Source organism: Pseudomonas sp. OG7 (assembly GCF_014192825.1).
Lineage (GTDB): Bacteria > Pseudomonadota > Gammaproteobacteria > Pseudomonadales > Pseudomonadaceae > Aquipseudomonas > Aquipseudomonas monteilii.
The window spans coordinates 235,556-259,758 of record NZ_JACHYK010000006.1 but is presented as its reverse complement, the minus strand read 5'-3'; the positions used below and the strand labels follow the sequence as shown (position 1 = coordinate 259,758).

General features: G+C 62.6%; 23 protein-coding genes. 16 read left to right on the top strand and 7 right to left on the bottom strand.

The features are described 5' to 3' along the window. The first annotated feature begins 51 nt into the window (after window positions 1-51). The 3 genes from argJ (at window position 52) to FHW75_RS16715 (ending at window position 2,982) form a co-directional block, all read left to right on the top strand. Window positions 52-1,269 (top strand): bifunctional glutamate N-acetyltransferase/amino-acid acetyltransferase ArgJ, encoded by a 1,218-nt coding sequence (argJ, locus tag FHW75_RS16725; protein WP_019097337.1) that lies wholly within the window; start codon window positions 52-54, stop codon window positions 1,267-1,269. Between the two features lie 139 nt (window positions 1,270-1,408). Continuing rightward, window positions 1,409-2,041, top strand: a complete 633-nt coding sequence (locus FHW75_RS16720) for a glutathione S-transferase family protein (protein ID WP_019097336.1) — start codon at window positions 1,409-1,411, stop codon at window positions 2,039-2,041. Next, entirely contained in the window at window positions 2,038-2,982 is a 945-nt protein-coding gene (locus FHW75_RS16715) for a Nudix family hydrolase (RefSeq protein WP_025753954.1), read from the top strand. Before FHW75_RS16720 ends, FHW75_RS16715 begins: the two co-directional genes overlap by 4 nt. Before the next feature lie 39 nt (window positions 2,983-3,021). Here the strand turns inward: FHW75_RS16715 and FHW75_RS16710 are convergent, their stop codons facing one another. The 3 genes from FHW75_RS16710 to FHW75_RS16700 are packed head-to-tail and all read right to left on the bottom strand — an operon-like array spanning window position 3,022 to window position 6,569. Then, the gene (locus FHW75_RS16710; protein ID WP_025753953.1) at window positions 3,022-3,588 is read right to left on the bottom strand and encodes a cob(I)yrinic acid a,c-diamide adenosyltransferase; all 567 of its coding nucleotides are present in this window, start codon (window positions 3,586-3,588) and stop codon (window positions 3,022-3,024) included. A 1-nt stretch (window position 3,589) separates the two neighbouring features. After that, on the bottom strand, window positions 3,590-5,614 hold the full coding sequence (locus FHW75_RS16705) for an ATP-binding protein (RefSeq protein WP_025753952.1): 2,025 nt from the start codon (window positions 5,612-5,614) through the stop codon (window positions 3,590-3,592). 37 nt (window positions 5,615-5,651) lie between these two features. After that, on the bottom strand, window positions 5,652-6,569 hold the full coding sequence (locus FHW75_RS16700) for a putative 2-dehydropantoate 2-reductase (protein ID WP_019098326.1): 918 nt from the start codon (window positions 6,567-6,569) through the stop codon (window positions 5,652-5,654). A gap of 100 nt (window positions 6,570-6,669) precedes the next feature. Between FHW75_RS16700 and FHW75_RS16695 the strand changes: the two genes are divergently transcribed. The 3 genes from FHW75_RS16695 to FHW75_RS16685 all read left to right on the top strand — a co-directional run bounded on the left by FHW75_RS16695 (window position 6,670) and on the right by FHW75_RS16685 (window position 9,463). Further along, a complete protein-coding gene (locus tag FHW75_RS16695; RefSeq protein WP_016713577.1) occupies window positions 6,670-7,155 on the top strand; it encodes a YajQ family cyclic di-GMP-binding protein in 486 nt (161 codons plus the stop codon). Window positions 7,156-7,267: 112 nt separating this feature from the next. After that, window positions 7,268-8,107 (top strand): mechanosensitive ion channel family protein, encoded by an 840-nt coding sequence (locus FHW75_RS16690; RefSeq protein ID WP_016713578.1) that lies wholly within the window; start codon window positions 7,268-7,270, stop codon window positions 8,105-8,107. Window positions 8,108-8,218: 111 nt separating this feature from the next. Beyond that, window positions 8,219-9,463, top strand: coding sequence for an MFS transporter (locus FHW75_RS16685; RefSeq protein ID WP_019098325.1), 1,245 nt, complete (start codon window positions 8,219-8,221; stop codon window positions 9,461-9,463). A 114-nt stretch (window positions 9,464-9,577) separates the two neighbouring features. On the opposite strand, the gene FHW75_RS16680 is transcribed toward FHW75_RS16685, so the two are convergent. Beyond that, complete coding sequence (locus FHW75_RS16680; RefSeq protein WP_016713580.1) at window positions 9,578-11,125, bottom strand: AmpG family muropeptide MFS transporter; 1,548 nt, start codon at window positions 11,123-11,125, stop codon at window positions 9,578-9,580. A 43-nt stretch (window positions 11,126-11,168) separates the two neighbouring features. After that, window positions 11,169-11,522, bottom strand: coding sequence for an MGMT family protein (locus tag FHW75_RS16675; protein ID WP_025753951.1), 354 nt, complete (start codon window positions 11,520-11,522; stop codon window positions 11,169-11,171). Window positions 11,523-11,674: 152 nt separating this feature from the next. Here FHW75_RS16675 and FHW75_RS16670 point away from each other — a divergent pair, with 152 nt between their 5' ends. From FHW75_RS16670 to groL, 5 genes are all read left to right on the top strand, one after another. Continuing rightward, window positions 11,675-12,685 carry a DUF481 domain-containing protein gene (locus FHW75_RS16670; protein WP_019098324.1) on the top strand — a complete coding sequence of 337 codons (1,011 nt, stop codon included), beginning with the start codon at window positions 11,675-11,677 and terminating at the stop codon, window positions 12,683-12,685. Between the two features lie 92 nt (window positions 12,686-12,777). Next, complete coding sequence (locus FHW75_RS16665; protein WP_183674097.1) at window positions 12,778-13,509, top strand: HugZ family protein; 732 nt, start codon at window positions 12,778-12,780, stop codon at window positions 13,507-13,509. Between the two features lie 67 nt (window positions 13,510-13,576). Then, complete coding sequence (locus FHW75_RS16660; protein WP_019098322.1) at window positions 13,577-14,038, top strand: FxsA family protein; 462 nt, start codon at window positions 13,577-13,579, stop codon at window positions 14,036-14,038. Window positions 14,039-14,280: 242 nt separating this feature from the next. Beyond that, a complete protein-coding gene (locus tag FHW75_RS16655) occupies window positions 14,281-14,574 on the top strand; it encodes a co-chaperone GroES (RefSeq protein ID WP_016488938.1) in 294 nt (97 codons plus the stop codon). A gap of 48 nt (window positions 14,575-14,622) precedes the next feature. Next, window positions 14,623-16,263, top strand: a complete 1,641-nt coding sequence (groL, locus tag FHW75_RS16650; RefSeq protein WP_016713585.1) for a chaperonin GroEL — start codon at window positions 14,623-14,625, stop codon at window positions 16,261-16,263. A 100-nt stretch (window positions 16,264-16,363) separates the two neighbouring features. On the opposite strand, the gene FHW75_RS16645 is transcribed toward groL, so the two are convergent. Next, complete coding sequence (locus tag FHW75_RS16645) at window positions 16,364-17,092, bottom strand: phosphatase PAP2 family protein (protein ID WP_183674095.1); 729 nt, start codon at window positions 17,090-17,092, stop codon at window positions 16,364-16,366. A 183-nt stretch (window positions 17,093-17,275) separates the two neighbouring features. Here FHW75_RS16645 and colR point away from each other — a divergent pair, with 183 nt between their 5' ends. From colR to FHW75_RS16620, 5 genes are all read left to right on the top strand, one after another. Continuing rightward, the gene (gene colR / locus FHW75_RS16640; RefSeq protein ID WP_003255215.1) at window positions 17,276-17,959 is read left to right on the top strand and encodes a two-component system response regulator ColR; all 684 of its coding nucleotides are present in this window, start codon (window positions 17,276-17,278) and stop codon (window positions 17,957-17,959) included. Next, a complete protein-coding gene (locus FHW75_RS16635; protein WP_019098320.1) occupies window positions 17,949-19,259 on the top strand; it encodes a HAMP domain-containing sensor histidine kinase in 1,311 nt (436 codons plus the stop codon). The genes colR and FHW75_RS16635 overlap by 11 nt, the downstream gene beginning before the upstream one ends. A 108-nt stretch (window positions 19,260-19,367) precedes the next feature. Further along, entirely contained in the window at window positions 19,368-20,048 is a 681-nt protein-coding gene (locus tag FHW75_RS16630) for a class I SAM-dependent methyltransferase (protein WP_019098319.1), read from the top strand. A gap of 6 nt (window positions 20,049-20,054) precedes the next feature. Further along, window positions 20,055-20,753, top strand: coding sequence for a lipopolysaccharide kinase InaA family protein (locus tag FHW75_RS16625; protein WP_183674093.1), 699 nt, complete (start codon window positions 20,055-20,057; stop codon window positions 20,751-20,753). Beyond that, window positions 20,753-20,983 (top strand): hypothetical protein, encoded by a 231-nt coding sequence (locus FHW75_RS16620; protein WP_019098317.1) that lies wholly within the window; start codon window positions 20,753-20,755, stop codon window positions 20,981-20,983. Before FHW75_RS16625 ends, FHW75_RS16620 begins: the two co-directional genes overlap by 1 nt. 169 nt (window positions 20,984-21,152) lie before the next feature. Here FHW75_RS16620 and FHW75_RS16615 read toward each other — a convergent pair whose 3' ends face one another. Then, the gene (locus FHW75_RS16615; RefSeq protein ID WP_183674091.1) at window positions 21,153-24,197 is read right to left on the bottom strand and encodes a multidrug efflux RND transporter permease subunit; all 3,045 of its coding nucleotides are present in this window, start codon (window positions 24,195-24,197) and stop codon (window positions 21,153-21,155) included. Between the last annotated feature and the right edge of the window lie 6 nt (window positions 24,198-24,203).

Here is a 24,203-nt window from a genome sequence, read left to right as displayed (position 1 = left end):
CCGCATTGCGGCCCCCTTTTTCCATATTCACCGTTTTCTAGGAGCGCTCTAATGGCTGTTGGTCTTGGTCCTTTGCCCACCCTGCACCCGGTTCCGGGTTTTGAACTCGGCATCGCTTCTGCCGGCATCAAGCGCCCTGGGCGCAAGGACGTGGTGGTGATGCGCTGTGCCGAAGGCTCCAGCGTGGCCGGCGTGTTCACCCTCAACGCCTTCTGCGCAGCGCCGGTGATCCTTTCCAAGCAGCGTGTTCAGGGCACCGTGCGTTACCTGCTGACCAATACCGGTAATGCCAACGCCGGTACCGGCGCGCCAGGCCTGGCGGCTGCCGAGCGTACTTGCGCCAAGCTGGCCGAATTGGCTGGCGTGCCGGCCGAGTCGGTACTGCCGTTCTCCACCGGCGTGATCGGTGAGCCACTGCCGGTCGAGAAGATCGAAGGTGCACTGCAGGCCGCCCTCGACAACCTGTCGGAAAACCACTGGGCTGAAGCCGCCACCGGCATCATGACCACCGACACCCTGCCCAAGGGCGCCAGCCGCCAGTTCCAGCACGACGGCGTGACCGTTACCGTCACCGGCATCAGCAAAGGCGCCGGCATGATCCGCCCGAACATGGCCACCATGCTCGGCTACATCGCCACGGACGCCAAGGTTGCCCCGGCGGTGCTCAAGGACCTGATGCTGGACGGCGCCAACAAGTCGTTCAACCGCATCACCATCGACGGCGACACCTCGACCAACGACTGCTGCATGCTGATCGCCACCGGCAAGGCCAACCTGCCGGAAGTCACTGAAGCGAGCGGCGCGCTGTTCGAAGCGCTGAAAAAAGCGGTGTTCGAAGTGTGCATGGAAGTGGCCCAGGCCATCGTTCGTGACGGCGAAGGTGCCACCAAGTTCGTGACCGTGCAGGTTAACGGCGGTGGCAACCACCAGGAATGCCTGGACGTCGGCTACGCCGTGGCCCACTCGCCGCTGATCAAGACTGCACTGTTCGCCTCCGACCCGAACTGGGGCCGTATCCTCGCGGCTGTTGGCCGTGCGGGCGTGCCGGAGCTGGATGTGAGCCTGATCGACGTGTACCTGGATAGCGTGTGCATCGCCAGCCAGGGCGGCCGCAGCCCAAGCTACACCGAAGCGCAAGGCTCGGCAGTGATGGCCCAGGAAGAGATCACCATTCGTATCGAGTTGGGCCGCGGTGCGTGCAGCGAAACCATCTGGACCACCGACCTGTCCCACGAGTACGTGAAGATCAACGCCGAATACCGTACTTGATGCAACTGGGGCCGCGTTGCGGCCCTTTCGCGGCACGAGGCCGCTCCTACAGGGACCGCGCGCGCTTTTGTAGGAGCGGCCTCGTGCCGCGAAAGGGCTGCAAAGCAGCCCCAAAATTCCAAAACAATGGAGCCGAACCATGAGCTATCACCTGATCATCGGCGACAAGCTGTATTCCTCCTGGTCGCTGCGTGGCGCCCTGGCCCTCGAGCTGGCTGGCGTGCCCTACGAAGAAACCCTGATCAAACTCAACCAGCCTGATACCCGTCAGCGCATCCTCGCATTCTCCGCCACTGGCAAGGTACCGCTGCTCAAGACCGAGCACGGTGTGATCGCCGACTCCCTGGCGATTGGCGAATACCTCAACGAACAGCACCCTGACGCGCAGCTGTGGCCTGCCGATGTCGCGGCCCGTGCCCAGGCCCGTTCTGCCTGCGCGCAGATGCACAGCGGCTTCTTTGCCCTGCGTGGCGCCATGCCGTTCGACTTGTCGCGTGACAGTGCCTTGGACGAAGTGCCACTGGACGTGCAAGTCGACATCGACCGTATCGTCGCGCTGTGGTCCGAATGCCGCGTGGTGGCCAAGGACAACGGCCCGTTCCTGTTCGGCAAGCCGAGCCTGGCCGATGCCTTCTTCGCCCCGGTGGCCGTGCGTCTGCGCACCTACCGCGTGGCGGTGCCAGCAGAGGCGGCCGCCTACATCGAGACCATTTATCAGTGGCCAGCCTTCAAGGCTTGGCAGCAGGCTGGCCTGGCGGAGCGTGAAGGGTGAAACGGATTCATGTAGTAGCTGCCGTCATTCGTGGCGATGACGGGCGTATTCTGATCGCACGTCGGGCGGATACCCAGCACCAGGGCGGCCTATGGGAGTTTCCCGGTGGCAAGGTAGAAGCGGGCGAAAGCGTGGAAGCGGCGCTGGCCCGTGAGCTGCGCGAGGAACTGGGCATCGAGGTCACCCGTTCGCGTGCGCTGATCAAGGTCAGCCATGATTACCCGGACAAGCAGGTGCTGCTGGACGTGCGCGAGGTCGACGCGTTCACCGGCGAACCCCATGGCGCCGAGGGGCAGCCGTTGGAATGGGTGGCCCCGCGCGACTTGCCGCAGTACGAATTCCCGGAGGCCAACAAGCCGATCGTTGCCGCTGCGCGCCTGCCGGACCAGTACCTGATTACCCCGGATGGCCTGGAAGTGCCGCAGATGCTCAAGGGCATCCAGAAGGCGGTGGCCAGGGGTATTCGGCTGATCCAGCTGCGTGCCCCGGACATGTACGACCCCAAGTACCGCGATGTAGCGGTGGACGCGGTCGGGCTGTGTGCGGGCAAGGCACAGCTGATGCTCAAGGGGCCGCTGGAGTGGCTGGGTGACTTCCCCTCGGCGGGTTGGCACCTGACGGCGGCGCAGTTGCGCAAGTACGCGGCCAAGGGCCGGCCGTTCCCCAAGGAACGTTGGCTGGCAGCGTCGTGCCACAGCGCTGAGGAGCTGGCGCTGGCGGAGCAGATGGGCGTGGACTTTGTCACCTTGTCTCCGGTGCAGGCGACCCAGACCCACCCTGAGGCGGTACCGCTGGGGTGGGATGATGCGCAGCGGTTGATTGCCGGGTTCAACAAGCCGGTCTACCTGCTGGGTGGGGTAGGGCCGGGTGAGCGCGAGCAGGCCTGGGATGTCGGGGCACAAGGTGTGGCCGGCATCCGAGCGTTCTGGCCTGAAATCTGAGTCGCCTTTGAGAGGGGCTGCAAAGCAGCCCCGGTAATATCAGCCTTGAGGCTTATCAGCAGGCTGCCACAGCACCTCTGCAATGCCCTGCCGCCGGCCAATGATCCGCGCCGCCACAAACAGCAGATCCGAAAGCCGGTTGATATACGCCAGCCCAACCCCCTCCAACGGCTCAACTGCATTCAACTGCTGACAGCGCCGTTCAGCGCTACGCGCCAAACAGCGGCACACATGCGCCTGTGCCACCAGCGCCGAACCACTGGGCAGTATGAAGTTCTTCAACGGCCCCAGCTCTTCATTCCACACATCGATAGCCGCCTCCAGCCGCTCAACCTCCGCCAGGTTCAGCGCCTGGTAACTCGGCATTGCCAGCTCCCCCCCAAGGTCGAACAGGCGGTGCTGACACGGCGCGAGCACGGCACTCACCTCATCCAGCCCTTGCTCGGCCAACCCCGCCAGTAGCACGCCCAACTGGCTGTTCAGGCTGTCCACCTCGCCAATCGCCTCGATCCGCGGGTGGTCCTTGGGTACCCGGCGACCGTCGCCCAGGCCGGTTTCGCCCTTGTCGCCGGTGCGGGTGTAGATCTTCGACAGGCGGTAGCCCATGTCACTTCTCCGTATTGGCCGGCGCCGCCGGCTGGCCGAGGGGCAGGCGCAGGGTAAAGCAGGTGCCCTGGCCGGGCGTGGACTGCACTTCCATCTGCCCCTTGTGGTTATTGGTGATGATGAAGTACGAGACCGACAGGCCCAACCCGGTGCCCTGCCCAATTTCCTTGGTGGTGAAAAACGGCTCGAAGGTGCGCTTGCGCACTGCTTCGGGCATGCCGATGCCGTTGTCCTCGACCTGAATCTCCGCCCAGGGCGGGTTCAGCCGCGTGCGCAGGGTTATACGCCCGGGTTCACTCGGCTGAGGGCGCAGGTGGATGGCCTGGGCCGCGTTTTTCAGCAGGTTGAGCAGTACCTGCTCCAGTTCGTTGGCCGTGCAGGGCACCGGGCCGAGTGTGGGGTCGAACTGGCGCACGATGGCCTGGCCCTTGAAGTCGAAACCGATGGTGAGGTCGAAGTCGTTGCTGGCAATTTCCACCGCCTGGTCGATCAGGGCCGGCAGCTCGCACGGCACCAGCTGGCGGTTGCTGCGGCGGCTGAAACTGAGCATGTGCGTGACGATCTTGGCAGCCCGCGCGCCGGCCTGCTGAATACCGTCCAGCAATTGCGGCACTTCGCGGCTGGCCAGGTAACGGTTGACCGTTGACAGGTCGATACCCAGCTCTTCGGCCTGTTCCTGGTTGCGCGGCAGCTCTGGTGACAGGCGCCGGCGGATGTTCTGCACGTTGTGCAGGATGGCACCCAGCGGGTTGTTGATTTCGTGGGCCATGCCGGCAGCCAGGCCACCGACTGAAAGCATTTTCTCCGACTGCACCATCATCTCCTCCAGCGACAGCCGCTGGGTGATGTCGTCGATGCGGATCACCACGCCGCGCCCGCCGCCGCCGGTCAGCGGGTAGAAGGTCAGGGCGTAGTGGCGAAGGTCGTCGCCCTTGGGCCAGGTGACCCGCTCGATCTTTGCCACCCGGTGCTTCTCGACCGTTTCCTTCAGTTGCGGAAGGAATGGCTTGAGCGGCTCGAAAGCGATGAATACCGGTTGGTTCAGCGCTTCGTCCAGTGGTGTGCCGGAGAGTACCGTGGCTTCGTGGTTCCACTGGGTCACGTAAAGCTGTTCGTCAAGGGCGATCAGCGCCGAGGGCATCGAGTCGATGATGCTGTTGAGGTAGTTCTGGAAACCCGTGAGCTTTTTCTCGATCTTGCTGCGTACCTGTACTTCCAGCTCCAGCTTGCGGTTGGTGTGGCGGGTTTCCTCGGCCAGGCCCTGGGCCTGGTCATAGGCATCCTGGAACTCGTCGCGGGCGCGCTTGAGCTGCTGCTCGCGGGCTTCGATGCGTGACAGCATGGTGTTGAAGGCATCAGCCAGGCTGCCGATTTCATCGTCGTTGCCGCGCCGGGCGCGCAGGGCGTAGCTTTCTTCGCGGGTGACCTGGCGGCTGAGCTCTTCAAGCTGGTTGATCGGCTGGGTGATCAGGCGTTTTATCTGCCGGGCGATGACGATCCACAGCAGGATACTGAACACCAGAATGCCCAGGCTGGCGCTGAGGGTGCCGGTGTAGAAGGCGGTGGGCAGCTCGCTGCTGGCCACCAGCAGCAGGTGCGCCGGCGGGTTGGCGTCGCGCGGGATGCGGATCAGCTGGGTGCTGCGAAACTCCATCAGGCGCCAGCCGTCGATGTTGCGAAAGCGCTTGGGCAGGGTTAGCGGATCGCCATGCTGCAATTGCGCCAGCATGCGGCCATCGCCACCGTAGACGGCGGCCGCACGCAATGGCGTGTAGCTGTCCAGCTCCTTGAGCAGGGCGTTGGCGGTTTCTGCGGTGTCACCCGCGCGGGCGGCAAGCTGCGGGTTGGCCACCAGCCGCCCGATAGTCTGCAGCGCCTGCGGGGCCATGCTCTCCTGGGTGATCCAGTAGGCGGCACTGATGAAGGTGAGGTTGGCCACCAGCAGGATGGTCACCAGCAATACCAGCAGGGCCGCCAGCAGCTTCTGCCCGACCGGGAGGTTTTCCAGGCGTTGGCGCAAGGTCATGGGCTAGGCAATGTCCGTATCCGGTTGAAGGGCCGCATCAGTCGCAGGGCAAGCCACGTGTGCGCAAGTTATCGACCAGGCGCTGCCGCAAGTGTTCAAGCTGCGGCAATTGCAGGCCATGGCGCCCGGCTGCGCGGCAGGCATGGCCGAGTAGGTAATGCACCTCGGTGCGTCGGCCGGCGCGTACGTCCTGGTACATGGAAGAGTAGTTGGCTGCGGTGGCGAGGATCACCCGTTGCACTTCTTCATCCAGCTCGACTGCTGCTTGCGGTTGGCCGCAGCGGCGCAGCAATTCGGCCAGTTCGGTACACAACGCGTCAACTTCGCCCAGGTGCCCCAGCAGCCCACCGTTCTGGCAGTCGTATAGCACGGTCAGCGGGTTGATGGCACAGTTGAGCGCCAGTTTGCGCCACAGGCGGGTGAGGATGTCCACGGTCCATTCAGCGGGGATGCCTGCGTCATGCAGGTCATCGAACCAGGCGGGGATGGTCGGGTTGCGCGGGTCACCCAGCCAGTTGAAACCGTGGCCGGCAAAGCGTACCTGCCAGTCGCCTTCGCGGAACGCCCCTTCGGTACTGGACGCGAAGATGCTGCGTGCATGGGGCACCAGGTCGGCCACGTCGTCCTGGCTGCCCAGGCCGTTCTGCAGCAACACCACTTCGGCACCCTCGGCTAGCCGGTGTGCCACACCGGCAATGGCCGGGGCGGCATCGTAGGCCTTGCAAGCCACCAGCAGGCGGTGGATGGGGCCTTGCGCCTGCGCGGTTTCGGCAGGAATGGCGTAGTGGTGGGGCTGGTCCTGTTCGACCAAGGTCAGGCCGCCGGCTTGCTGGTAGGCCTGCAGCCGTTGACCGTCCCGCAGGATCAGGCGCACAGCTTTGCCTGCGCGCGCCAGGCGGCAGGCCCACAGGCTGCCTAGGCTGCCGGCGCCGAGAATATGCCAGGTGCTGCTCATATGCGTTTCGCAACCCGTTATAATGAGCCCGCATTTTAACCGTCAAACCCAGCGCGCTCCATCGTCAGCCTGAGCGCGCTTTTATTTTGGGAGAACAACCATGCCTTCGTTCGACGTGGTATCGGAACTGGACAAGCACGAAGTGCAGAACGCGGTCGACAACGCCATCAAGGACCTGGATCGCCGCTACGACCTCAAGGGCAAGGGCACCTTCGAGTTCAAGGACAAAGAGCAGACCGTGATGCTCACCGCCGAAGAAGAGTTCCAGCTCGAAGCCATGCTGGAAATCCTGCGCCTGGCACTGGTCAAGCGCAAGATCGACGTGAAATGCCTGGAAACCAAAGATCCGTACGCCTCCGGCAAGGAAAAGAAGCAGGAAGCCAAGTTCCGCGAAGGCATCGACAAGGACCTGGCCAAGAAGATCGTCGCCACCATCAAGGATGGCAAGCTGAAAGTGCAGGCCGCCATCCAGGGCGAGCAAGTGCGCGTGACCGGCAAGAAGCGTGATGACCTGCAGGAAGCCATCGCCCTGCTGCGCACCAAGGAATTCGACATGCCGCTGCAGTTCAACAACTTCCGCGACTGAGCAGGTAATGCCCGGAACCCCGATGGCCAAATGATGTCCATCGGTTCCATGGCCGTGTTGCGGTTTCGGCCGGTTTTACCGTGTACATGCCTTCAGGCATCAGGAGATGAATATGGATTTGAACGCTGAAGTCGATCAGCTCGTCCGCCAGTCCCAGACGTGGATCCCGTTGATCATGCAATACGGCAGCCGCCTGCTGTTGGCGCTGCTGACACTGGCCATTGGCTGGTGGCTGATCAACCGGGTCAGCACGCGTCTGGGCAAGCTGGCCGGGTTGCGCGCCGATGCGGCCCTGCAAGGGTTTATCAGCACTTTGTCGAACATTGTGCTGAAGGTGCTGCTGTTCGTCAGCGTGGCGTCGATGATCGGCATCGAGACCACCTCGTTCGTCGCGGCTATCGGTGCCGCAGGCCTGGCGATCGGCCTGGCACTGCAGGGTAGCCTGGCAAACTTCGCGGGTGGGGTGTTGATCCTGATGTTCCGCCCGTTCCGCATCGGTGACTGGATCGAGGCGCAGGGTGTGGCCGGTACGGTCGACAGCATCCAGATCTTCCACACTGTGCTGCGCACCGGTGACAACAAGACAGTGATCATGCCCAACGGCAGCCTGTCCAACGGCATCATCACCAACACCAACCGCCAGCCGACGCGCAAGGTGGTGTTCGATGTGGGCGTGGACTACGAGGCCGACCTGCAAAAGGCCCGCAACGTGTTGCTGGAGCTGGCGCAGGACCCCCGCGTGTTGTCCGACCCGGCACCGCAGGCGGTGATTTCCACCCTGGGCGACAGCTCGATCACCGTGTCGTTGCGCCTGTGGGTCAAGACCGCCGATTACTGGGATGTGATGTTCATGCTCAACGAGCATGCGCGTGACCGGTTGAAGGCTGAAGGGATCGATATTCCGTTCCCGCAGCGGGTGATTCGCGTGGTGCAGGAGACTGCAACGCAGTAACACCGCATTGAAACCGGGGCGCAAGGCCCCGGTTTTTACACTTGTTCACAGCAATATCCCGCCATTTCTGGCATATAGCCTGACCCCTCCTGCCACACCCGATACGCCATCATGAAACCACTGCTTTACATCACCCCCCTGCGCGCCTTGTTGTTCGGCCTCACCCTTGCCCTGTTCGAGCTGCTGACCTACCTGGCCAGCGACGCGGTCATGCCGGCCATGCCGGTGGTGGTGGGCGACCTGAACGCCAGCCCCGAATACATCCCCCATGCCCTTAACCTGTACCTGCTGGGGGGCGTGGTGCTGCAATGGCTGATCGGCCCGCTGGCCGACCGTTATGGCCGGCGCCCGCTGTTGCTGGCTGGCTGCGCGTTCTTCGGCCTGGCCTGCCTGGCCACGTTCTGGGTCCACGACATCGGCCTGTTCAACCTGCTGCGCCTGTTGCAGGGCATTGGCCTGGGCTTCGTGGTCACGGTCAGCTACCCGGCCTTGAATGAAGCGTTCAGCGAAGCTGATGCGGTGCGCATGATGGCCCTGCTGGCCAACATCGCCTTGCTGTCGCCGTTGCTCGGGCCGCTGGTGGGCACCTTGCTGCTGCAGTGGCTGGATTGGCGCTGGCTGTTCGTGGCCTTTGCCATCGGCGCGGTGCTGGCTTGGGTGCTGTTGTACCGGTTGATGCCGGAAACGCTGGGCGTGGAGCGCCGTGACGGTTCACGCCTGGCGTTTACACCGATTCATCTGTTGCCACTGCTGGCAGGCTACGGCCAGTTACTGAGCAATCGCCGCTTCGTTGCCGGCAGCGCTGCCCTGGGCCTGGTTGGTTTGCCACTGATCGGCTGGATCGGCCTGTCGCCGGTGCTGCTGATTCACGATGAGGGGCTTAGCACCCTGGAGTATGCCCTGTGGCAACTCCCGGTATTTGGCGGGCTCATCCTGGGCAACCTGATCATCAACCGCATCGCCGACCGCTACCCACTGCCGGCCCTGGTGCGTGGTGCACTGTGGCCCTACCTGGCCGGCCTGAGCCTGATGGTGCTGGCGACCTGGTACTGGCCGAGCGTGACCAGCGTAGTGGCGGGCATGTCGCTGTACGCACTGGGGTTGGGTGTAGCCAACGCAGTGCTGTACCGCATGACGCTGTTCTCCAGCGAACAGAGCAAGGGCCTGGTGTCGGCCATGCTGGGGATGATCACCATTGCCTTGCTGGGCTTGGGCGGGGCAGTGCTGGCGATGATTGGCGCCGGGGCCAGCTTGTTGCACTTTGCCTTGGCGGCGGGTGTGGCGGGGGCACTGGCGCTGTGGCCGCTGTGGTTTGTCGTGGGCGGGCGGCCTGGGGAAGGGGCTGTGGCTCAGTAATCCCTAGTCCCTGGTCTGGCCTTTTCGTGAGCAAGCTCGCTCCTCCAGGATCACCATAGTCCTTGTAGGAGCGAGCTTGCTCGCGATGAGGCCATTACAGGTTGTAGCAGTCTCTCAGGGCCGCTCGGCCGCTGATCCTTCCTCTGCCACCGGCGTTCCCCGTCCAGCCTCCTGCCGCCACTGCAGGGCGATCAGGATCAGCGTAGGCACACCCAGCAAAGCGGTAATCAGGAAGAAGTCGTGGTAGCCGAACTTCTCCACCATCACCCCTGAATACCCGCCGATCAACCTTGGCAACAACAGCATGATCGAGCTGAGCAGCGCGTACTGGGTCGCCGAGAACTTCAGGTTGGTCAGGCTCGACAGGTAGGCAACGAAGGCCGAGGTGGCCATGCCGGAGCTGAAGTTGTCCAGCGAGATGGTCACCACCAGCATTTCCAGGTTCGGGCCCATGTCGGCCAGCATCAGGAACAGGATGTTGGTGCCGGCCGAAGCTACGCCGCCGATGAACAGGATCGGCATGATGCCAAAGCGCACGATCAGCAGCCCGCCAACCCCGGCGCCGACCAAGGTCATGATCAGGCCGAAGATCTTGCTGACGCTGGCGATCTGGTCCTTGGTGAAGCCCATGTCGATGTAGAACACGTTGGCCATCACACCCATCACCGTGTCCGACATGCGATAGGTGGCGATCAGGCCGAGCAGCAGCAGCGCCTGCCAGCGGTAGCGGGTGATGAAGTCGTTGACTGGCGTCAGCACCGGGGCCAGGCCGCGACGGCCAAGGCTCGACAAGCACGCCCAGGTCAGCAGTACGTAGAGGATCAGGCGCAGGAACGCGCGGTCTTCCAGCAGCAGGTCAAGCGGTGTGGCATCACCGGAAATGACGCTGGACCAGCCGGTATTGAACATCTGGGTGAAGCTGGCCGGTACCGACACCAGCAGGATGATCAGCACGAACACCGAGGCCATCTGGTGCACCAAGCCGTAGCGCGCTGCCGACAGCTGGGTGCGCAAGGGCACCGGCGGTTCGCGCATCACCAGGGTCGTGAACAGGGCGGGCAGCATCATGACCCCGAACATCACATAGGTGCCGGCCCAGGCCTTGTGCAGGTAGCTGAAACCGGTGGAGCCGAACCACTCGGCAAAGAACAGGGCGCCGGCCGTGGCGAGCAGGGCGGCCACCCGGTAGCCAGCCATGTAACTGGCAGCCAGCGCGGCCTGGCGTTGATCGTCAGCGATTTCCAGGCGGTAGGCGTCGACAGCAATGTCCTGGGTCGCCGATGCGAAAGCCACCAGCACGGCCATGGCGATCAGCCACGACAGGTGCTGTTGCGGGTCGCACAGGCTCATGCCGACCAGGCCGATGACCACGAGCGCTTGCGACAACAGCAGCCACGAACGACGCCGACCCAGGCCACCCAACAGGGGCAGGCGCCATTGGTCGAGCAGCGGCGACCACACCCACTTGAAGGCGTAGGCCAGGCCGATCAGGCTGGCGTAGCCGATGGTCTCGCGGGCAACACCGGCTTCACGCAACCACACGGACAGGGTGGAGAACACCAGCATGTAGGGCAGACCGGCGGCAAAGCCGAGCAGCAAAAGTACCAAGGTTGACGGGCTGGCATAGGCAGCAAGCGCAGCGCGCCAGGTTTTACGGGGCATGGGCCAACATCTGCCTCAAGTTTGCGAAAACAAAGCGCGCACTCTAACCGCTGTGCTCCATTGGGCGCCAGCCATGGCGCGTCATATCCACCCGATTGTTGGTTACGTTCACACCTTCCGCGCGTAAACGCGCCCGCTGTTCATCACCCGACGGGGTACCCAATGCCAGGCTCAGCCGGCCACCTGCGCCGAGCACCCGGTGCCAGGGCAGGCGGGTCTCCGCAGGCAGCTGCCCGAGGGTGCGCCCGACCCAACGCGCGGCACGGCCAAGGCCCGCCAGCTCGGCCAGTTGGCCATAGCTCACCACCTTGCCGGAAGGCACCTGGCCCAGTACTGAATATAGCGCCGTTCGTCGGCCCTCGGCGGATTCGAGCGCAGCCTCATATCCATCAGACATCACGCCCCCCTTGGGCTGTAGATGAAACCAGACAGGTGGTCCGGCAAATGAGAGTTGAACTCAACGGCATACGCTCGGTCTGTCCTTGCTCTGGTTGTCGGTATCTGGATAATGCCCGGCTTTTTTCGTCAAATCGAACCCGTAGTCCGCTTATGTATTCTAGATCCCTGTTGTGCTTGCTAGCTGCTTCCTTGTGCGCCGCCCCGGTGTTCGCCGACACCGTGTGGATGAAGAACGGTGACCGGCTCAGCGGCAAGATCAAAGTGTTCGACGGCGGCAAGCTGCTGCTGGAAACCCCCTATGGCGGGTCCATCGCGCTGGACTGGAAAGAGGTCCAGACCCTGGAGAGTGACCAGGAGATGCTGGTCAAGCAGGACGCCTACACCGGGGAAAAGGCCAAGTCGCTGAAAGCGGCCGAGCCTGGCAAAGTCACTTTGGCCAATGGCGAAGCGCCCAAGACCGTGGAGCTGGCCAGCATCGAGCAGATCATGAAGCCCAGGCCGCTGGTCGAAGACTTCGTGTGGAAGGGCAACGTGGACGTGGCCCTGGACTACAAGCGCGCCGAGAACGACACCGACGATTACGACGTTGGCTTCAAGACCACCGCCCGTCATGGCCGCTGGCGGCACAACGCCGAAGGTGAGTACAACCGCGAAACCAAGGACGACGTCACCACCACCGACAACTGGAGCGCCGAGTACGCGCTGGACCGCTTCATGACCGAGAAGTGGTTCTGGCAAGGGCGTGCGGAGTACAAGCGTGACCGCATCGAAGACCTGGCCCGCCAGCGCACGATCGGTACCGGCCCGGGTTACCAGTTCTGGGACGACGAGCTGGGCGCATTCTCGCTGGGTTCGTTGATCAACCGTACCGACTTCGAATACCAGGACGGCGCCAAGGACAACTTCTACTCAGCGGCGGTGAAGTGGGACTACACCCGCTACCTGATCGGCAAGAACGTGCAACTGTTCACCAACGGCGAGTTTGCCAAGCCGCTGGGGGGCGTGGCCGATTACTCGCTGGATGCCGAGGTTGGCTTGCGCTACAAAGTTACCGAGTGGGCCTCGCTCAACCTCAAGGCGGAGAAGGACATCATCACCGGCACGCGCGACAGTGACCTGGACAAGACCCGCTATACCGCAGGCTTCGGCGTGACCTGGTAGGTTTTTGGGGGCCGCAAAGCGGCCCCATTGGCACTGGAACTGATAATGCTTATCTTGTCCCCATCCAGTCCGCTGCCAGGAGCCATCCCCAAGTGAGTACCAACGCCCTCCGCCCCGCCCGGGAACTGCTGCTCAAGGAATACCGCGGCGTGCTCTCGACCCATTCCAAGTCGATGCCCGGTTTCCCTTTCGGCTCGGTCGTGCCGTACTGCCTGGACGCCCACGGCAATCCATTGATCCTCATCAGCCGCATCGCCCAACACACCCACAACCTGCAGAAAGACCCCAAGTGCTCGCTACTGGTGGGGGAGCGCGAGGCCGAAGATGTGCAGGCCGTGGGGCGCCTGACCGTGATGGCCGAGGCGCACAAGCTGGTCGACGCAGCGGCTGTCGAGGCGGCTGCCGAACGCTACTACCGGTATTTCCCGGACGCTGCCAACTATCACAAGGCTCACGATTTCGACTTCTGGGTCTTGCAGCCAGTGCGCCATCGCTACATTGGCGGTTTTGGCGCGATCCACTGGCTCGACCAGGTAACCTTGGCCAACCCGTTCGCCGGCAAGGCCGAGGCGAGCATGGTCGAGCACATGAACAGCGATCACGCCAATGCCATCGCCCACTACGTGGAGCTAACCGACCTGCCACGCCATACCCCTGCGCAGATGGTAGGGGTAGACAGCGAAGGCATGCACTTGCGCATTGGCCAGGCAGTGCACTGGTTGCCGTTCCCAAGTACTTGCAACACGCCGACACAAGTCCGCGAGGCCCTTGTTTTGCTGGCGCGCGCCGACCAGTGGCCGGTTGTGACAGACGTTGTGGGTTGAAAAACCGAGCACACGCATCCATTTGTAGGTCTTACAGGAAGGTTGTCTTCCAACGAGGATTGCTTTGATGCGTGCTTTTCTACTGTTGCTTCTGCTGTTTCCCGTGCTGGAGCTGTTCGTCTTCGTGAAGGTCAGCGCGGCCATCGGGTTCTTCCCGGCGCTGCTGCTGATCATCGCTGGCTCCGCCCTGGGTGTGCTGGTGATGCGCGTGGCCGGCCTGGCCACCGCACTGCGCGCCCGTGAAAGCCTGCAGCGTGGCGAGCTGCCCGCCGAGGACATGTTCCAGGGCATGATGCTGGCCGTCGGTGGCGGCCTGCTGCTGTTGCCAGGCTTCATCAGCGACGTGCTGGGCCTGCTGTGCCTGTTGCCGTTCACCCGCCATTTGGCCGCGCGCAAGATGCGCGAGCGTGCCGAAGCCCAGGCGATGCGCCAGCGTGCGTTTCAGGACGACCCGTTCCAGACGCAGCCGCGTGAGGGGGGGCACCGCCCGAACGTGATTGAAGGCGAGTACGAGCGCCGAGACAAGTAAACCCCCGGGGCCGCACACGCGGCCCCGGTGTTTTTCAGCCTCAAGAAATTTTTTGTTTATCAAGCCTTGTAATTGATTATGGCGGCCTCATGTATGTGGTCACCGCAAGGTTTCTGGTGGCAACGCCAGACATGACTCAGGTGGTTCGCCCAATGCGGGCCACCTCCCGGCAACGCCGGACAGCATCAACCCGCCGGTGTCGACACCGGCCGATGAAAACCACAAATTGGGAGAGATCGACAATGAAGCTTCGTCCTCTGCATGACCGCGTCGTTATCCGTCGCAGCGAAGAAGAATCGAAAACCGCTGGCGGTATCGTCCTGCCGGGTTCGGCCGCTGAAAAACCAAACCGCGGCGAAGTCGTTGCCGTCGGCACCGGTCGCATCCTGGACAACGGCGAAGTTCGCGCGCTGGCCGTGAAAGTGGGTGACAAAGTAGTTTTCGGCCCTTACTCGGGCAGCAACACCGTGAAAGTCGATGGCGAAGACCTGCTGGTCATGGCCGAGAACGAAATCCTCGCCGTTGTCGAAGGCTGATTTCCCCGACTTCCCGTTACTCCAAAGAATTCCAAGGATTAAACGATCATGGCTGCTAAAGACGTAAAATTCGGCGATTCCGCTCGTAAGAAAATGCTGGTTGGTGTCAACGTTCTGGCTGACGCGGTAAAAGCGACCCTGGGCCCGAAAGGCCGTAACGTGGTATTGGCCAAGAGCTTCGGCGCGCCAACCATCACCAAGGACGGCGTTTCCGTCGCCAAAGAAATCGAGCTGAAAGACGCTTTCGAAAACATGGGCGCCCAGCTGGTCAAGGAAGTTGCTTCCAAGGCTAACGATGCTGCCGGTGACGGCACCACCACCGCTACCGTTCTGGCTCAGGCCATCGTCAACGAAGGCCTGAAAGCCGTCGCTGCCGGCATGAACCCGATGGACCTGAAGCGCGGTATCGACAAGGCCACTGCTGCCGTCGTTGCCGAGCTGAAGAACCTGTCCAAGCCATGCGCCGACTCCAAGGCCATCGCCCAGGTGGGTACCATCTCCGCCAACTCCGACAACTCCATCGGTGAAATCATCGCCGAAGCCATGGAAAAGGTCGGTAAAGAAGGCGTGATCACCGTTGAAGAAGGCTCGGGCCTGGAAAACGAACTGTCCGTCGTAGAAGGCATGCAGTTCGACCGTGGCTACCTGTCGCCATACTTCGTCAACAAGCCGGACACCATGGTTGCCGAGCTGGAAGGCCCGCTGCTGCTGCTGGTCGACAAGAAGATCTCCAACATCCGTGAGCTGCTGCCAGTTCTGGAAGCCGTTGCCAAGGCCGGCCGCCCACTGCTGATCGTTGCCGAAGACGTTGAAGGCGAAGCGCTGGCTACCCTGGTAGTCAACAACATGCGCGGCATCGTCAAGGTTGCTGCGGTCAAGGCCCCAGGCTTTGGCGACCGTCGCAAGGCCATGCTGCAGGACATCGCTGTCCTGACTGGCGGCCAGGTCATTTCCGAAGAAATCGGCCTGTCCCTGGAAACCGCTACCCTGGAGCACCTGGGTAACGCCAAGCGCGTGATCCTGTCCAAGGAAAACACCACCATCATCGACGGCGCTGGCGCCGACACCGAGATCGAAGCACGCGTCAAGCAGATCCGTGCCCAGATCGAAGAAACCTCGTCGGACTACGACCGTGAGAAGCTGCAAGAGCGTCTGGCCAAGCTGGCTGGCGGTGTTGCCGTGATCAAGGTCGGTGCTGGCACCGAAGTTGAAATGAAAGAGAAGAAAGCCCGCGTTGAAGACGCCCTGCACGCTACCCGTGCAGCCGTTGAAGAAGGCGTGGTGCCTGGCGGTGGTGTTGCCCTGGTTCGCGCCCTGGCGGCCATTGCCGACCTGAAAGGCGACAACGAAGACCAGAACGTCGGTATCGCCCTGCTGCGTCGTGCTGTTGAATCCCCGCTGCGCCAGATCACTGCCAACGCCGGCGACGAGCCAAGCGTTGTGGCCGACAAGGTCAAGCAAGGTTCGGGCAACTTCGGCTACAACGCTGCTACCGGCGAATACGGCGACATGATCGAGATGGGTATCCTGGACCCAGCCAAGGTCACCCGTTCGGCCCTGCAAGCTGCTGCTTCGATCGGCGGTCTGATGATCACCACCGAAGCCATGGTTGCCGACCTGCCAGAAGACAAGCCAGCTGCTGGCATGCCTGACATGGGCGGCATGGGTGGCATGGGCGGCATGATGTAAGCCAGCCTTACCCCTGCACCATGAAAAAGCCCCGGTTCGCGAGAACCGGGGCTTTTCTTTTTCCTGTTGGGCCCATTGGGGCCGCAAAGCGGCCCCAATGTCAGGCGACGCTACGTTCGACAGCTGGCGCTTCCACCACCCCACGCCGATACAGAACCAGGTAATACGATCCCAACCCGATCAACCAGCAGAACACCGCCGTCCACACGTTATGCGACAGAAAGTGCGCCCCCTGCATCATCCTCCCTACGCCGAGTACCGAACCGGCCAGTAACGCCACCACAAATGCCGCCCGCGCCAGCCGTGGTTTGCGATCACGCAGCATGAAGAACAGGCCGAACAGGCAGAATCCGGTCGCCGCATGCCCACCCGGCCAGCACAGGCCAGGCTTGTCGGTAGCAGGCCGCGGTTCCAGCAACTTGCTGTAGGTTTCCGTGCCGCCAAACTGGGTCAGGCTCCATGGGCACTGTACCTGTGTCACCTTCTTCAACGGCGTGACAAACGCCGTGGACAGGCCCAGTGCCAGCACCAGGCAGCCCAGCTCGCGGCGCCAGCCGAACAGGCGCTTCCAGAAGAAACTGGCAGCAAAGGTGAGCAGCGAGATCACCCCCAGCAAGATGACCACCTGCTTGACCCGGTCGTGCAGGATGTTTTCCAGCCAATAGCTGTGGCGGCCGATGAACTGCCCGGCAGCGGGGTCGAAAAACAGGTTGGCCAGGTCCATGTCGACTGACGTCAGCTCCAGCAGAATCAAGGCCAGCGCGGTCGCCAAGGGGATGCCCAGATACAGCCAGAAATTGATCGGGCGAGGGCGGGTTCGTTGCTGCATGGTGGCTCCAGGGCACGAAAAAGATCGGGCATTGTCGGCTGCCCGCTATCCTGTGTCCGTGAAGGATCAGTGAAAAAACCGTCAAGTGGGGTGAATTTTCCTCGGGGCTGGCACCGTGCAAGCATAGGCCTTAAGCTGCGCCTGCCGCGCACCACTGCGAGAAGCGCCGCACAGGAGAAACCGATGCGCATTCTTTTGGTTGAAGACAACCGCGATATTCTGGCCAACCTGGCCGACTACCTGGGCATGAAGGGCTATACCGTCGACTGCGCCCAGGATGGCCTGTCCGGCCTGCACCTGGCCGCCACCGAACACTACGACCTGATCGTGCTCGACATCATGCTGCCCGGCATCGATGGCTACACCCTGTGCAAGCGCCTGCGCGAAGACGCCCGCCGCGACACACCGGTGATCATGCTCACCGCCCGCGACCAGCTGGATGACCGCTTGCAAGGCTTCCGCTCCGGCGCCGACGACTACCTGCTCAAACCGTTCGCCCTGTCTGAGCTGGCGGCGCGCATCGAAGCAGTGCTGCGCCGCGCCCAGGGCGGAGGACGCCGCACCTTGCAGGTGGCCGACCTCAGTTACGACCTCGACACCCTGGAAGTTACCCGGCAGGGCCGCCTGCTCAAGCTCAATCCGGTGGGCCTCAAGCTGTTGGCCGTGCTGATGCAGAAAAGCCCGCACGTACTGCGCCGCGAAGTACTGGAAGAAGCCCTGTGGGGCGACGATTGCCCCGACAGCGACAGCCTGCGCAGCCATGTACACCAGCTGCGCCAGGTGATCGACAAACCGTTCGAAAAACCCTTGCTGCATACCGTCCATGGCGTCGGCTATCGCCTCGCCGAGGGCCGCGATGGAGTTTAAGCAAAGCCTTGCCCAGCGCATCATCATCGCCTTTGCCCTGATGAGCGCGCTGGTGGCCGGGGCGTTCGCCTTCGGCATCGTCGCCACCGTGCACCTGGTTGAAGAACGGCTGATTTCCTCTGTGCTGGGAGGCGACCTGCAGCGCCTGCTGCGCATGGACAGCGTCAGCGACTGGAGCCACCGGCCGCGCCCCGACCAGCTGTTCTACTTCAGTGGCGGGCGTGACGACTTCGAACTGCCCAAGGACTTGCGCCACCTTGACCGTGGTTTCCACGAAGTATTCCGCGACCAGCTGTCGTACCACGCCATGGTCGAGATCGTCGATGGCCGCCGTTACGTGCTGTTGCAGGACCAGAGCGACTTCGAAGAACGCGAGCGCGTGCTGTTCGCGGTGGTGGTGGTGGGCTTCGTACTCAGCCTGGTACTGGCGGTGATCCTCGGCTGGCTGGTGGCGCGCCGGGTAATGGCACCGGTGATCCGCCTGGCGCGCCAGGTGCGTCATCGCGATCAACTGCTGGGCCTGGCCCCGCCACTGGCACCGGACTACGCGGCGGACGAGGTCGGCCAGCTGGCAGTGGCCTTCGACGATACCCTGGGCCGTTTACGCGATGCGCTGACCCGTGAACGGCTGTTCACCAGTGACGTCAGCCATGAGTTGCGCACACCGTTGATGGTGCTGGCCACCTCCTGCGAGCTGCTGATGGAGAACCCCAACCTCGACGCCCGCGCGCGTAGCCAGGTAGAGCGCGTGGCGCGTGCCACGGAAGAGATGCGCGAACTGGTCAAGACCTTCCTCATGCTGGCCCGGGCCCAACGAGACGAAGGCGCGGTGGCGTCGCGGGCGACCTTGCGCGAAGTGGCCGACGAACTTATCGGTGTGTGGCGCGATACCATCGAGCAGAAGGGCCTGACCCTGTATTTCGATGGCCGCGTCAGCGCCAGCCCGGTGCTGTACAACGCTACCTTCCTGCAGTCGGTGATGGGTAACCTGTTGCGCAATGCTGCCCACTACACCGACAGCGGCTACATCCGGCTGAGCCTGGAGGCCAACGGTTTCAGTGTGGAGGACAGTGGCGTGGGCATCCCCGAAGAGCAGCGTGAGGCGATGTTCAAGCCGTTCGTTCGTGGTGACGAGCGGCGTGGCGAAGGCTTGGGCCTGGGTCTATCGCTGGTGCAACGAATTTGCGACGACCAAGGCTGGCATGTCACCCTCACATCGACCCTGCCGCACGGTTGCCGCTTCCAGGTGGACCTGAGCAACACCAAGGCCCAAGGCGGCCCGGACGCCATGGCCGAGTAATCTGTTGAAACAGGTTAAAGGGCGCGCAACGTTTTTTTCACATTGGCATAACCTGATTCCAACGCTTGCTTACCTAAGGTGAGCGGCACTGGAGTCAGGAGATGCCCAATGCGTAGCCCCATCAAGCTTGAATTTTCCGAGAAGTACGACAAAGACCACGCCCGCGAGTACTTTCTCAAGCACCAGGATGGCCTGGCGCGTCGCCTTTCCCACAAGCGAGATGAGCAGCTGGCGCGTCGCGCCCTGGCATTGGCCGGCGAGCCCGGCCTGGTACTGGACCTGCCTTGCGGTGCCGGCCGTTTCTGGCCACTGCTGGCAGAAAAGCCCAACCGGGTGATCATTGGTGCCGACAACTCCGAAGCGATGATCGAGACAGCCTGTGCCGCGCAACCGCCAGAAGTGGTGGCGCGGGTACGCCCTTTGCAAACTTCAGCGTTCGCCATTGACCTGCCGGATAATTCGGTGGACAGCATCTTCTGCATGCGCCTGTTCCACCACATTGGCGAATCGGCGCACAGAAAGACCATACTTTCGGAATTTCAAAGGGTTAGCCGTGATAGTGTGATTCTGTCGTTGTGGGTCGATGGCAACTTCAAGGCCTGGCGCCGGAAAAAACTGGAGCAACGCCGCAGTGCCAAGGCCGAGCAGGACAATTACCAGAACCGTTTCGTGTTACCAGCCGAAACGGTCGAAGAAGAATTCAGGGCCGCCGGCTTCAGAATCCAGGAACGCCTCGACTTCCTGCCGTTCTATGCCATGTGGCGGGTCTACGTATTGCGTAAGGGGTAGTGTTTGATGGCTGTAGCCCAGAAAGGGGAGTCGCGGTTCGATTTTTACTGGCGCCAGCAGGGCGAGTGGGTCGAGGAGCCTAACCAGCGCCGCGGCGGCGAGAGTGGCGTGCAACGCCTCAATGATGCCAATGGCAAGCTGCTGTATGCCAAGCGCCAGGTCGGGCATATCTATCGCAGCGTTATGCACCCTTTTGGGCGACCAACCGTATTGCGTGAACTCGATGCACTGAACAGCTTCGAGCAACTGGGCGTTCGCGTCCCGCGCATCGTCTTTTGTGGTGCCGAGCGCGATGCCGACCACCAATGGCGTGCGCTGCTGGTGAGCGAAGCGCTGGACGGATTTGTCGAACTCGACACCTGGCATGCCGAAGGTGCCCGTGAGCGTTACCCGCAGGTGGTGCATCAGCGCATGCTCAAGGACCTGGCGGACAACCTGGCGCGCATGCACCTGGGGCACTGGCAGCACGGCTGCCTGTATGGCAAGCACGTATTCATCAAGGTGATCGGCGAAGGCGAGCAAGCGCGGGTCGAAGTCGCACTGCTGGACCTGGAAAAGTGCCGGCGGCGCATCAGCTGCCAGCGTGCGGCAGGCAACGACCTGCGCCAGCTGCGCCGCCATTCGTCGATCAATGACGCCGAATGGCAAACGCTGCTCTACTTTTACAAGATGGCGTTTGGCAGCGCTGTCAAAGGGTTAGAGTAATGAAACTAGAAATAGCTCGAGCTTTGTTCCTGGTAGCTGGCCTGGCGGTGACCACCGTGGCGGTGGCTGCCTGGGAAGAGCCGAGGCCGACTGTGTTCAGCAAGGCTGAGATGGCCGACCAGTGTGCACTGCCGCGGGAAGCGAAACCGCAGCAGGCACAGGTCGCGCCGGATCAGGACCTGTTGCTGTTCCTGTTCGGCCTGCGTCAAGGGTTGCGGCCATTTGGTTGAACCCTGCGTTAGCTAGAAAAGCCAGAGGCCTCGCGATTGCGGGGCCTCTGGCATTTTTGTGTCTGCTTTGCTGGCCTCTTCGCGGGCTCGCCCGCTCCCACAGGTACTGCACCAGTCTCAGTAGCGGTGCCGTCCCTGTGGGAGCGGGCGAGCCCGCGAAGAGGCCGGATCAGGCTACCGCAGGCTGCTTGGCCACCGCCTTGTGTGCCAGCAAGGTATAGATACAAGGCAGCACAAACAGGGTAAACAGCGTGCCAATCGACATCCCGGTGGCAATCACCGTACCGATGTCAAAGCGGCTCACCGCCCCGGCCCCGGTCGCCAGAATCAGCGGCACCATGCCGAACACCATCGCCGCCGTGGTCATGAGCACTGGCCGCAGTCGAATGGCCGCCGCTTCCTCGATGGCCTCACGCACGCTCAAGCCGCGCTCCGCACGTAACTGGTTGGCGAATTCGACGATCAGGATGCCGTGCTTGCTGATCAGCCCGATCAAGGTCACCAGCCCGACCTGGGTGTAGATGTTCATGCTCGAAATACCCAGGAACAGCGGCAGCAGCGCCCCGCAGATCGACAACGGCACCGTTACCAGAATCACCAGCGGGTCGCGGAAACTCTCGAACTGTGCAGCCAACACCAGGAAGATAATTGCCAGCGCCAGGCCAAAGGTGACCCACAGTGCGCTGCCTTCCTGCACGTACTGGCGTGCCACGCCGGCATAGTCGAAGGCGAAGCCTTCCGGGGCCTCTTCGCGGGCGATGTCCTGCACGGTTTTCAGCGCTTCGCCCAGGCTGACCATGGGCACGCCCTGGATGATCGCCGAGTTCAGCTGCTGGAACTGGTTGAGCTGGCGCGGGCGGGCGCGGTCGGTGAGGGTGATCAGGGTCGACAGCGGCAGCATCTGACCCTGGTCATTCTTCACGTAGTAGTTGTTCAGCCAGCCGGGGTTGTCGCGGTACGGCCGTTCGACCTGGGCAATCACCTTGTAGCTGCGGCCTTCGAGGGTGAAGCGGTTGATTTCCGCCTCGCCCAGCAGGGTGGCCAGGGTGCCGCCGAGGGTGTCCATCGATACCCCCATCTGCGCGGCCTTGGCCCGGTCGATGTCCACCACCACTTCGGGCTTGTCGAAGGCCAGGTCGATGTCGAGGAACGCGAACTTGCCGGATGCCTGCGCGCGGGCCTTGATGCGCTGCGCTACGTCCAGCAGTGCCGGGTAGTCGCCAGCGGTGTTGATCACGAACTGGAACGGCAGGCCCTCGCCGGTGCCGGGCAGGGAGGGCAGGTTGAAGCCGAAGATCTGCAAGCCGCCGATTTCCTCAAGTTTGGCCTGCACCAGCGGCAACAGCTCCATCTGCGTGCGCTCGCGTTCGTTCCAGGGTTTGAGCAGGAAGCCGCCGATGCCGGTCTGCACGCCGTTGAACCCGTTGATCTGGAACGATGAGTAGTACTCGGGGAAGGTCTTGAACAAGGGGGTAAATTCGTCGGTGTAGGCGTTGAGGTAATCGAGGTTGGCCGGCTGCGGCGAGCTGCTCATCATGAAAATTACCCCCTGGTCCTCGTTGGGGGCGAGTTCGTTCTGGGTGAACGTGAGCAGCACCGGTATCAGGCACAGGATGATCACGGCAAACACCAGCACCACCGGGCGGCTGTCGAGGGTGGCATGCAGCAAGCGCTGGTAGTGCACCTTCAGGCGTTCGAACAGCACGTCCAGGCGGTGGGCCAGGCCACTGGGATTCTGCTCTTGGCGAAGCAGCAGAGCGCACATCATCGGCGACAGGGTGAGGGCGACGATGCCAGAGATGATGACCGCCCCGGCCAAGGTCAGGGCGAACTCCTTGAACAAGGCCCCGGTAAGCCCGGTGAGGAAGCCGATCGGTGCATACACGGCAGCCAGGGTGATGGTCATCGACACCACCGGCAGGGCGATTTCGCGGGCGCCCTCAAGGGCCGCATCGAATGGCGATTTGCCTTCTTCCATGTGCCGGTGGATGTTTTCCACCACGACAATGGCGTCGTCCACCACCAGGCCGATGGCCAGCACCATGGCCAGCAGGGTCAGCAGGTTGAGCGAGTAACCCATCATCTGCATGAAGAACAGCACGCCGATCATCGACAGCGGAATGGTCACCACCGGGATCAGCACCGAGCGCAAGGCACCGAGGAACAGGAACACCACCACGATGACGATCAGCACCGCCTCGCCAAGGGTCTTGATCACTTCGTCGATCGAGGCCTGGATGAACAGCGTGGCGTCGTAGGCAATCGACACTTTCAACGCCGAAGGTAACTGGCTCTCCAGCTCGGGCATGATGCGTCGCACTTCCTTGATCACGTCCAGCGGGTTGGCAGCGGGGGTGGCCTTGATACCGATGTACACCGACGGGGTGCCGTCGAACGAGCTGACCGTGTCGTAGTTTTCCGCACCCATCTCGACCCGCGCCACATCGCCCAGCAGCACGCGGCTGTCGCCGTTGGTCTTGACCGGCAGGGCGGCGAACGCCTCGGCCGACTTCAACTCGGTGCTGGCGTTGATGCTGGTGACCACGTATTCGCCCTTTACCTCGCCGGCAGCGGAGAGGAAGTTGTAGCGGCGCACGGCGTTGGTCACATCGGTGGCCGACAGGCCGAAACCGGCCAGTTTCACCGGGTCCAGCCACAGGCGCATGGCAAACACCTGGTTGCCGAGGATCTCCGCTTCGGCCATGCCCGGCAGGGTGGCCAGCTTGGGCTGGATGACCCGCGACAGGTAGTCGGTGATCTGCGGGTTGCTCATCTCCTTGCTGTAGAAACTGACGTACATCAGCGCCGAGGCGTCGGCGGCTTCCTTGCTGAGTACCGGGTCTTCGGAGTCCTGCGGCAGTTTGTTGCGCACTTCGTTGGCCTTGGCCAGCAGCTCGGTGAACAACCGGTCGCTGTCGGCGCCGATGCGCGCGTAGATGGAAATGATCGAGAAGTTCTGCCGGCTCACCGAGGTCATGTAGTCGATACCTTCGGCACTGGCCAGGCTCTGCTGCAACGGCTGGGTGATGTAGCCCTGGATGGTTTCGGCGTTGGCCCCGGGGTAGGCGGTGGTCACCGTGATCAGGGCGTTTTCCATTTGTGGGTACTGGCGGATCTGCAGTTTGTTCCAGGCCTGGAAACCCAGCAGCAGGATCAGCAGGCTGACCACACTGGCCAGCACCGGGCGGCGGATGAACGGGTCGGTGAACGCCATGCCTGC

Bases quoted from the DNA above. Each gene is read 5' to 3' on its own strand.
- argJ (WP_019097337.1), top strand. From the start codon at position 52: ATGGCTGTTGGTCTTGGTCCTTTGCCCACCCTGCACCCGGTTCCGGGT.
- FHW75_RS16720 (WP_019097336.1), top strand. From the start codon at position 1,409: ATGAGCTATCACCTGATCATCGGCGACAAGCTGTATTCCTCCTGGTCG.
- FHW75_RS16710 (WP_025753953.1), bottom strand. From the start codon at position 3,588: ATGGGCTACCGCCTGTCGAAGATCTACACCCGCACCGGCGACAAGGGC.
- FHW75_RS16705 (WP_025753952.1), bottom strand. From the start codon at position 5,614: ATGACCTTGCGCCAACGCCTGGAAAACCTCCCGGTCGGGCAGAAGCTG.
- FHW75_RS16700 (WP_019098326.1), bottom strand. From the start codon at position 6,569: ATGAGCAGCACCTGGCATATTCTCGGCGCCGGCAGCCTAGGCAGCCTG.
- FHW75_RS16695 (WP_016713577.1), top strand. From the start codon at position 6,670: ATGCCTTCGTTCGACGTGGTATCGGAACTGGACAAGCACGAAGTGCAG.
- FHW75_RS16690 (WP_016713578.1), top strand. From the start codon at position 7,268: ATGGATTTGAACGCTGAAGTCGATCAGCTCGTCCGCCAGTCCCAGACG.
- FHW75_RS16685 (WP_019098325.1), top strand. From the start codon at position 8,219: ATGAAACCACTGCTTTACATCACCCCCCTGCGCGCCTTGTTGTTCGGC.
- FHW75_RS16680 (WP_016713580.1), bottom strand. From the start codon at position 11,125: ATGCCCCGTAAAACCTGGCGCGCTGCGCTTGCTGCCTATGCCAGCCCG.
- FHW75_RS16675 (WP_025753951.1), bottom strand. From the start codon at position 11,522: ATGTCTGATGGATATGAGGCTGCGCTCGAATCCGCCGAGGGCCGACGA.
- FHW75_RS16670 (WP_019098324.1), top strand. From the start codon at position 11,675: ATGTATTCTAGATCCCTGTTGTGCTTGCTAGCTGCTTCCTTGTGCGCC.
- FHW75_RS16660 (WP_019098322.1), top strand. From the start codon at position 13,577: ATGCGTGCTTTTCTACTGTTGCTTCTGCTGTTTCCCGTGCTGGAGCTG.
- FHW75_RS16655 (WP_016488938.1), top strand. From the start codon at position 14,281: ATGAAGCTTCGTCCTCTGCATGACCGCGTCGTTATCCGTCGCAGCGAA.
- groL (WP_016713585.1), top strand. From the start codon at position 14,623: ATGGCTGCTAAAGACGTAAAATTCGGCGATTCCGCTCGTAAGAAAATG.
- FHW75_RS16645 (WP_183674095.1), bottom strand. From the start codon at position 17,092: ATGCAGCAACGAACCCGCCCTCGCCCGATCAATTTCTGGCTGTATCTG.
- colR (WP_003255215.1), top strand. From the start codon at position 17,276: ATGCGCATTCTTTTGGTTGAAGACAACCGCGATATTCTGGCCAACCTG.
- FHW75_RS16635 (WP_019098320.1), top strand. From the start codon at position 17,949: ATGGAGTTTAAGCAAAGCCTTGCCCAGCGCATCATCATCGCCTTTGCC.
- FHW75_RS16630 (WP_019098319.1), top strand. From the start codon at position 19,368: ATGCGTAGCCCCATCAAGCTTGAATTTTCCGAGAAGTACGACAAAGAC.
- FHW75_RS16625 (WP_183674093.1), top strand. From the start codon at position 20,055: ATGGCTGTAGCCCAGAAAGGGGAGTCGCGGTTCGATTTTTACTGGCGC.
- FHW75_RS16620 (WP_019098317.1), top strand. From the start codon at position 20,753: ATGAAACTAGAAATAGCTCGAGCTTTGTTCCTGGTAGCTGGCCTGGCG.
- FHW75_RS16615 (WP_183674091.1), bottom strand. From the start codon at position 24,197: ATGGCGTTCACCGACCCGTTCATCCGCCGCCCGGTGCTGGCCAGTGTG.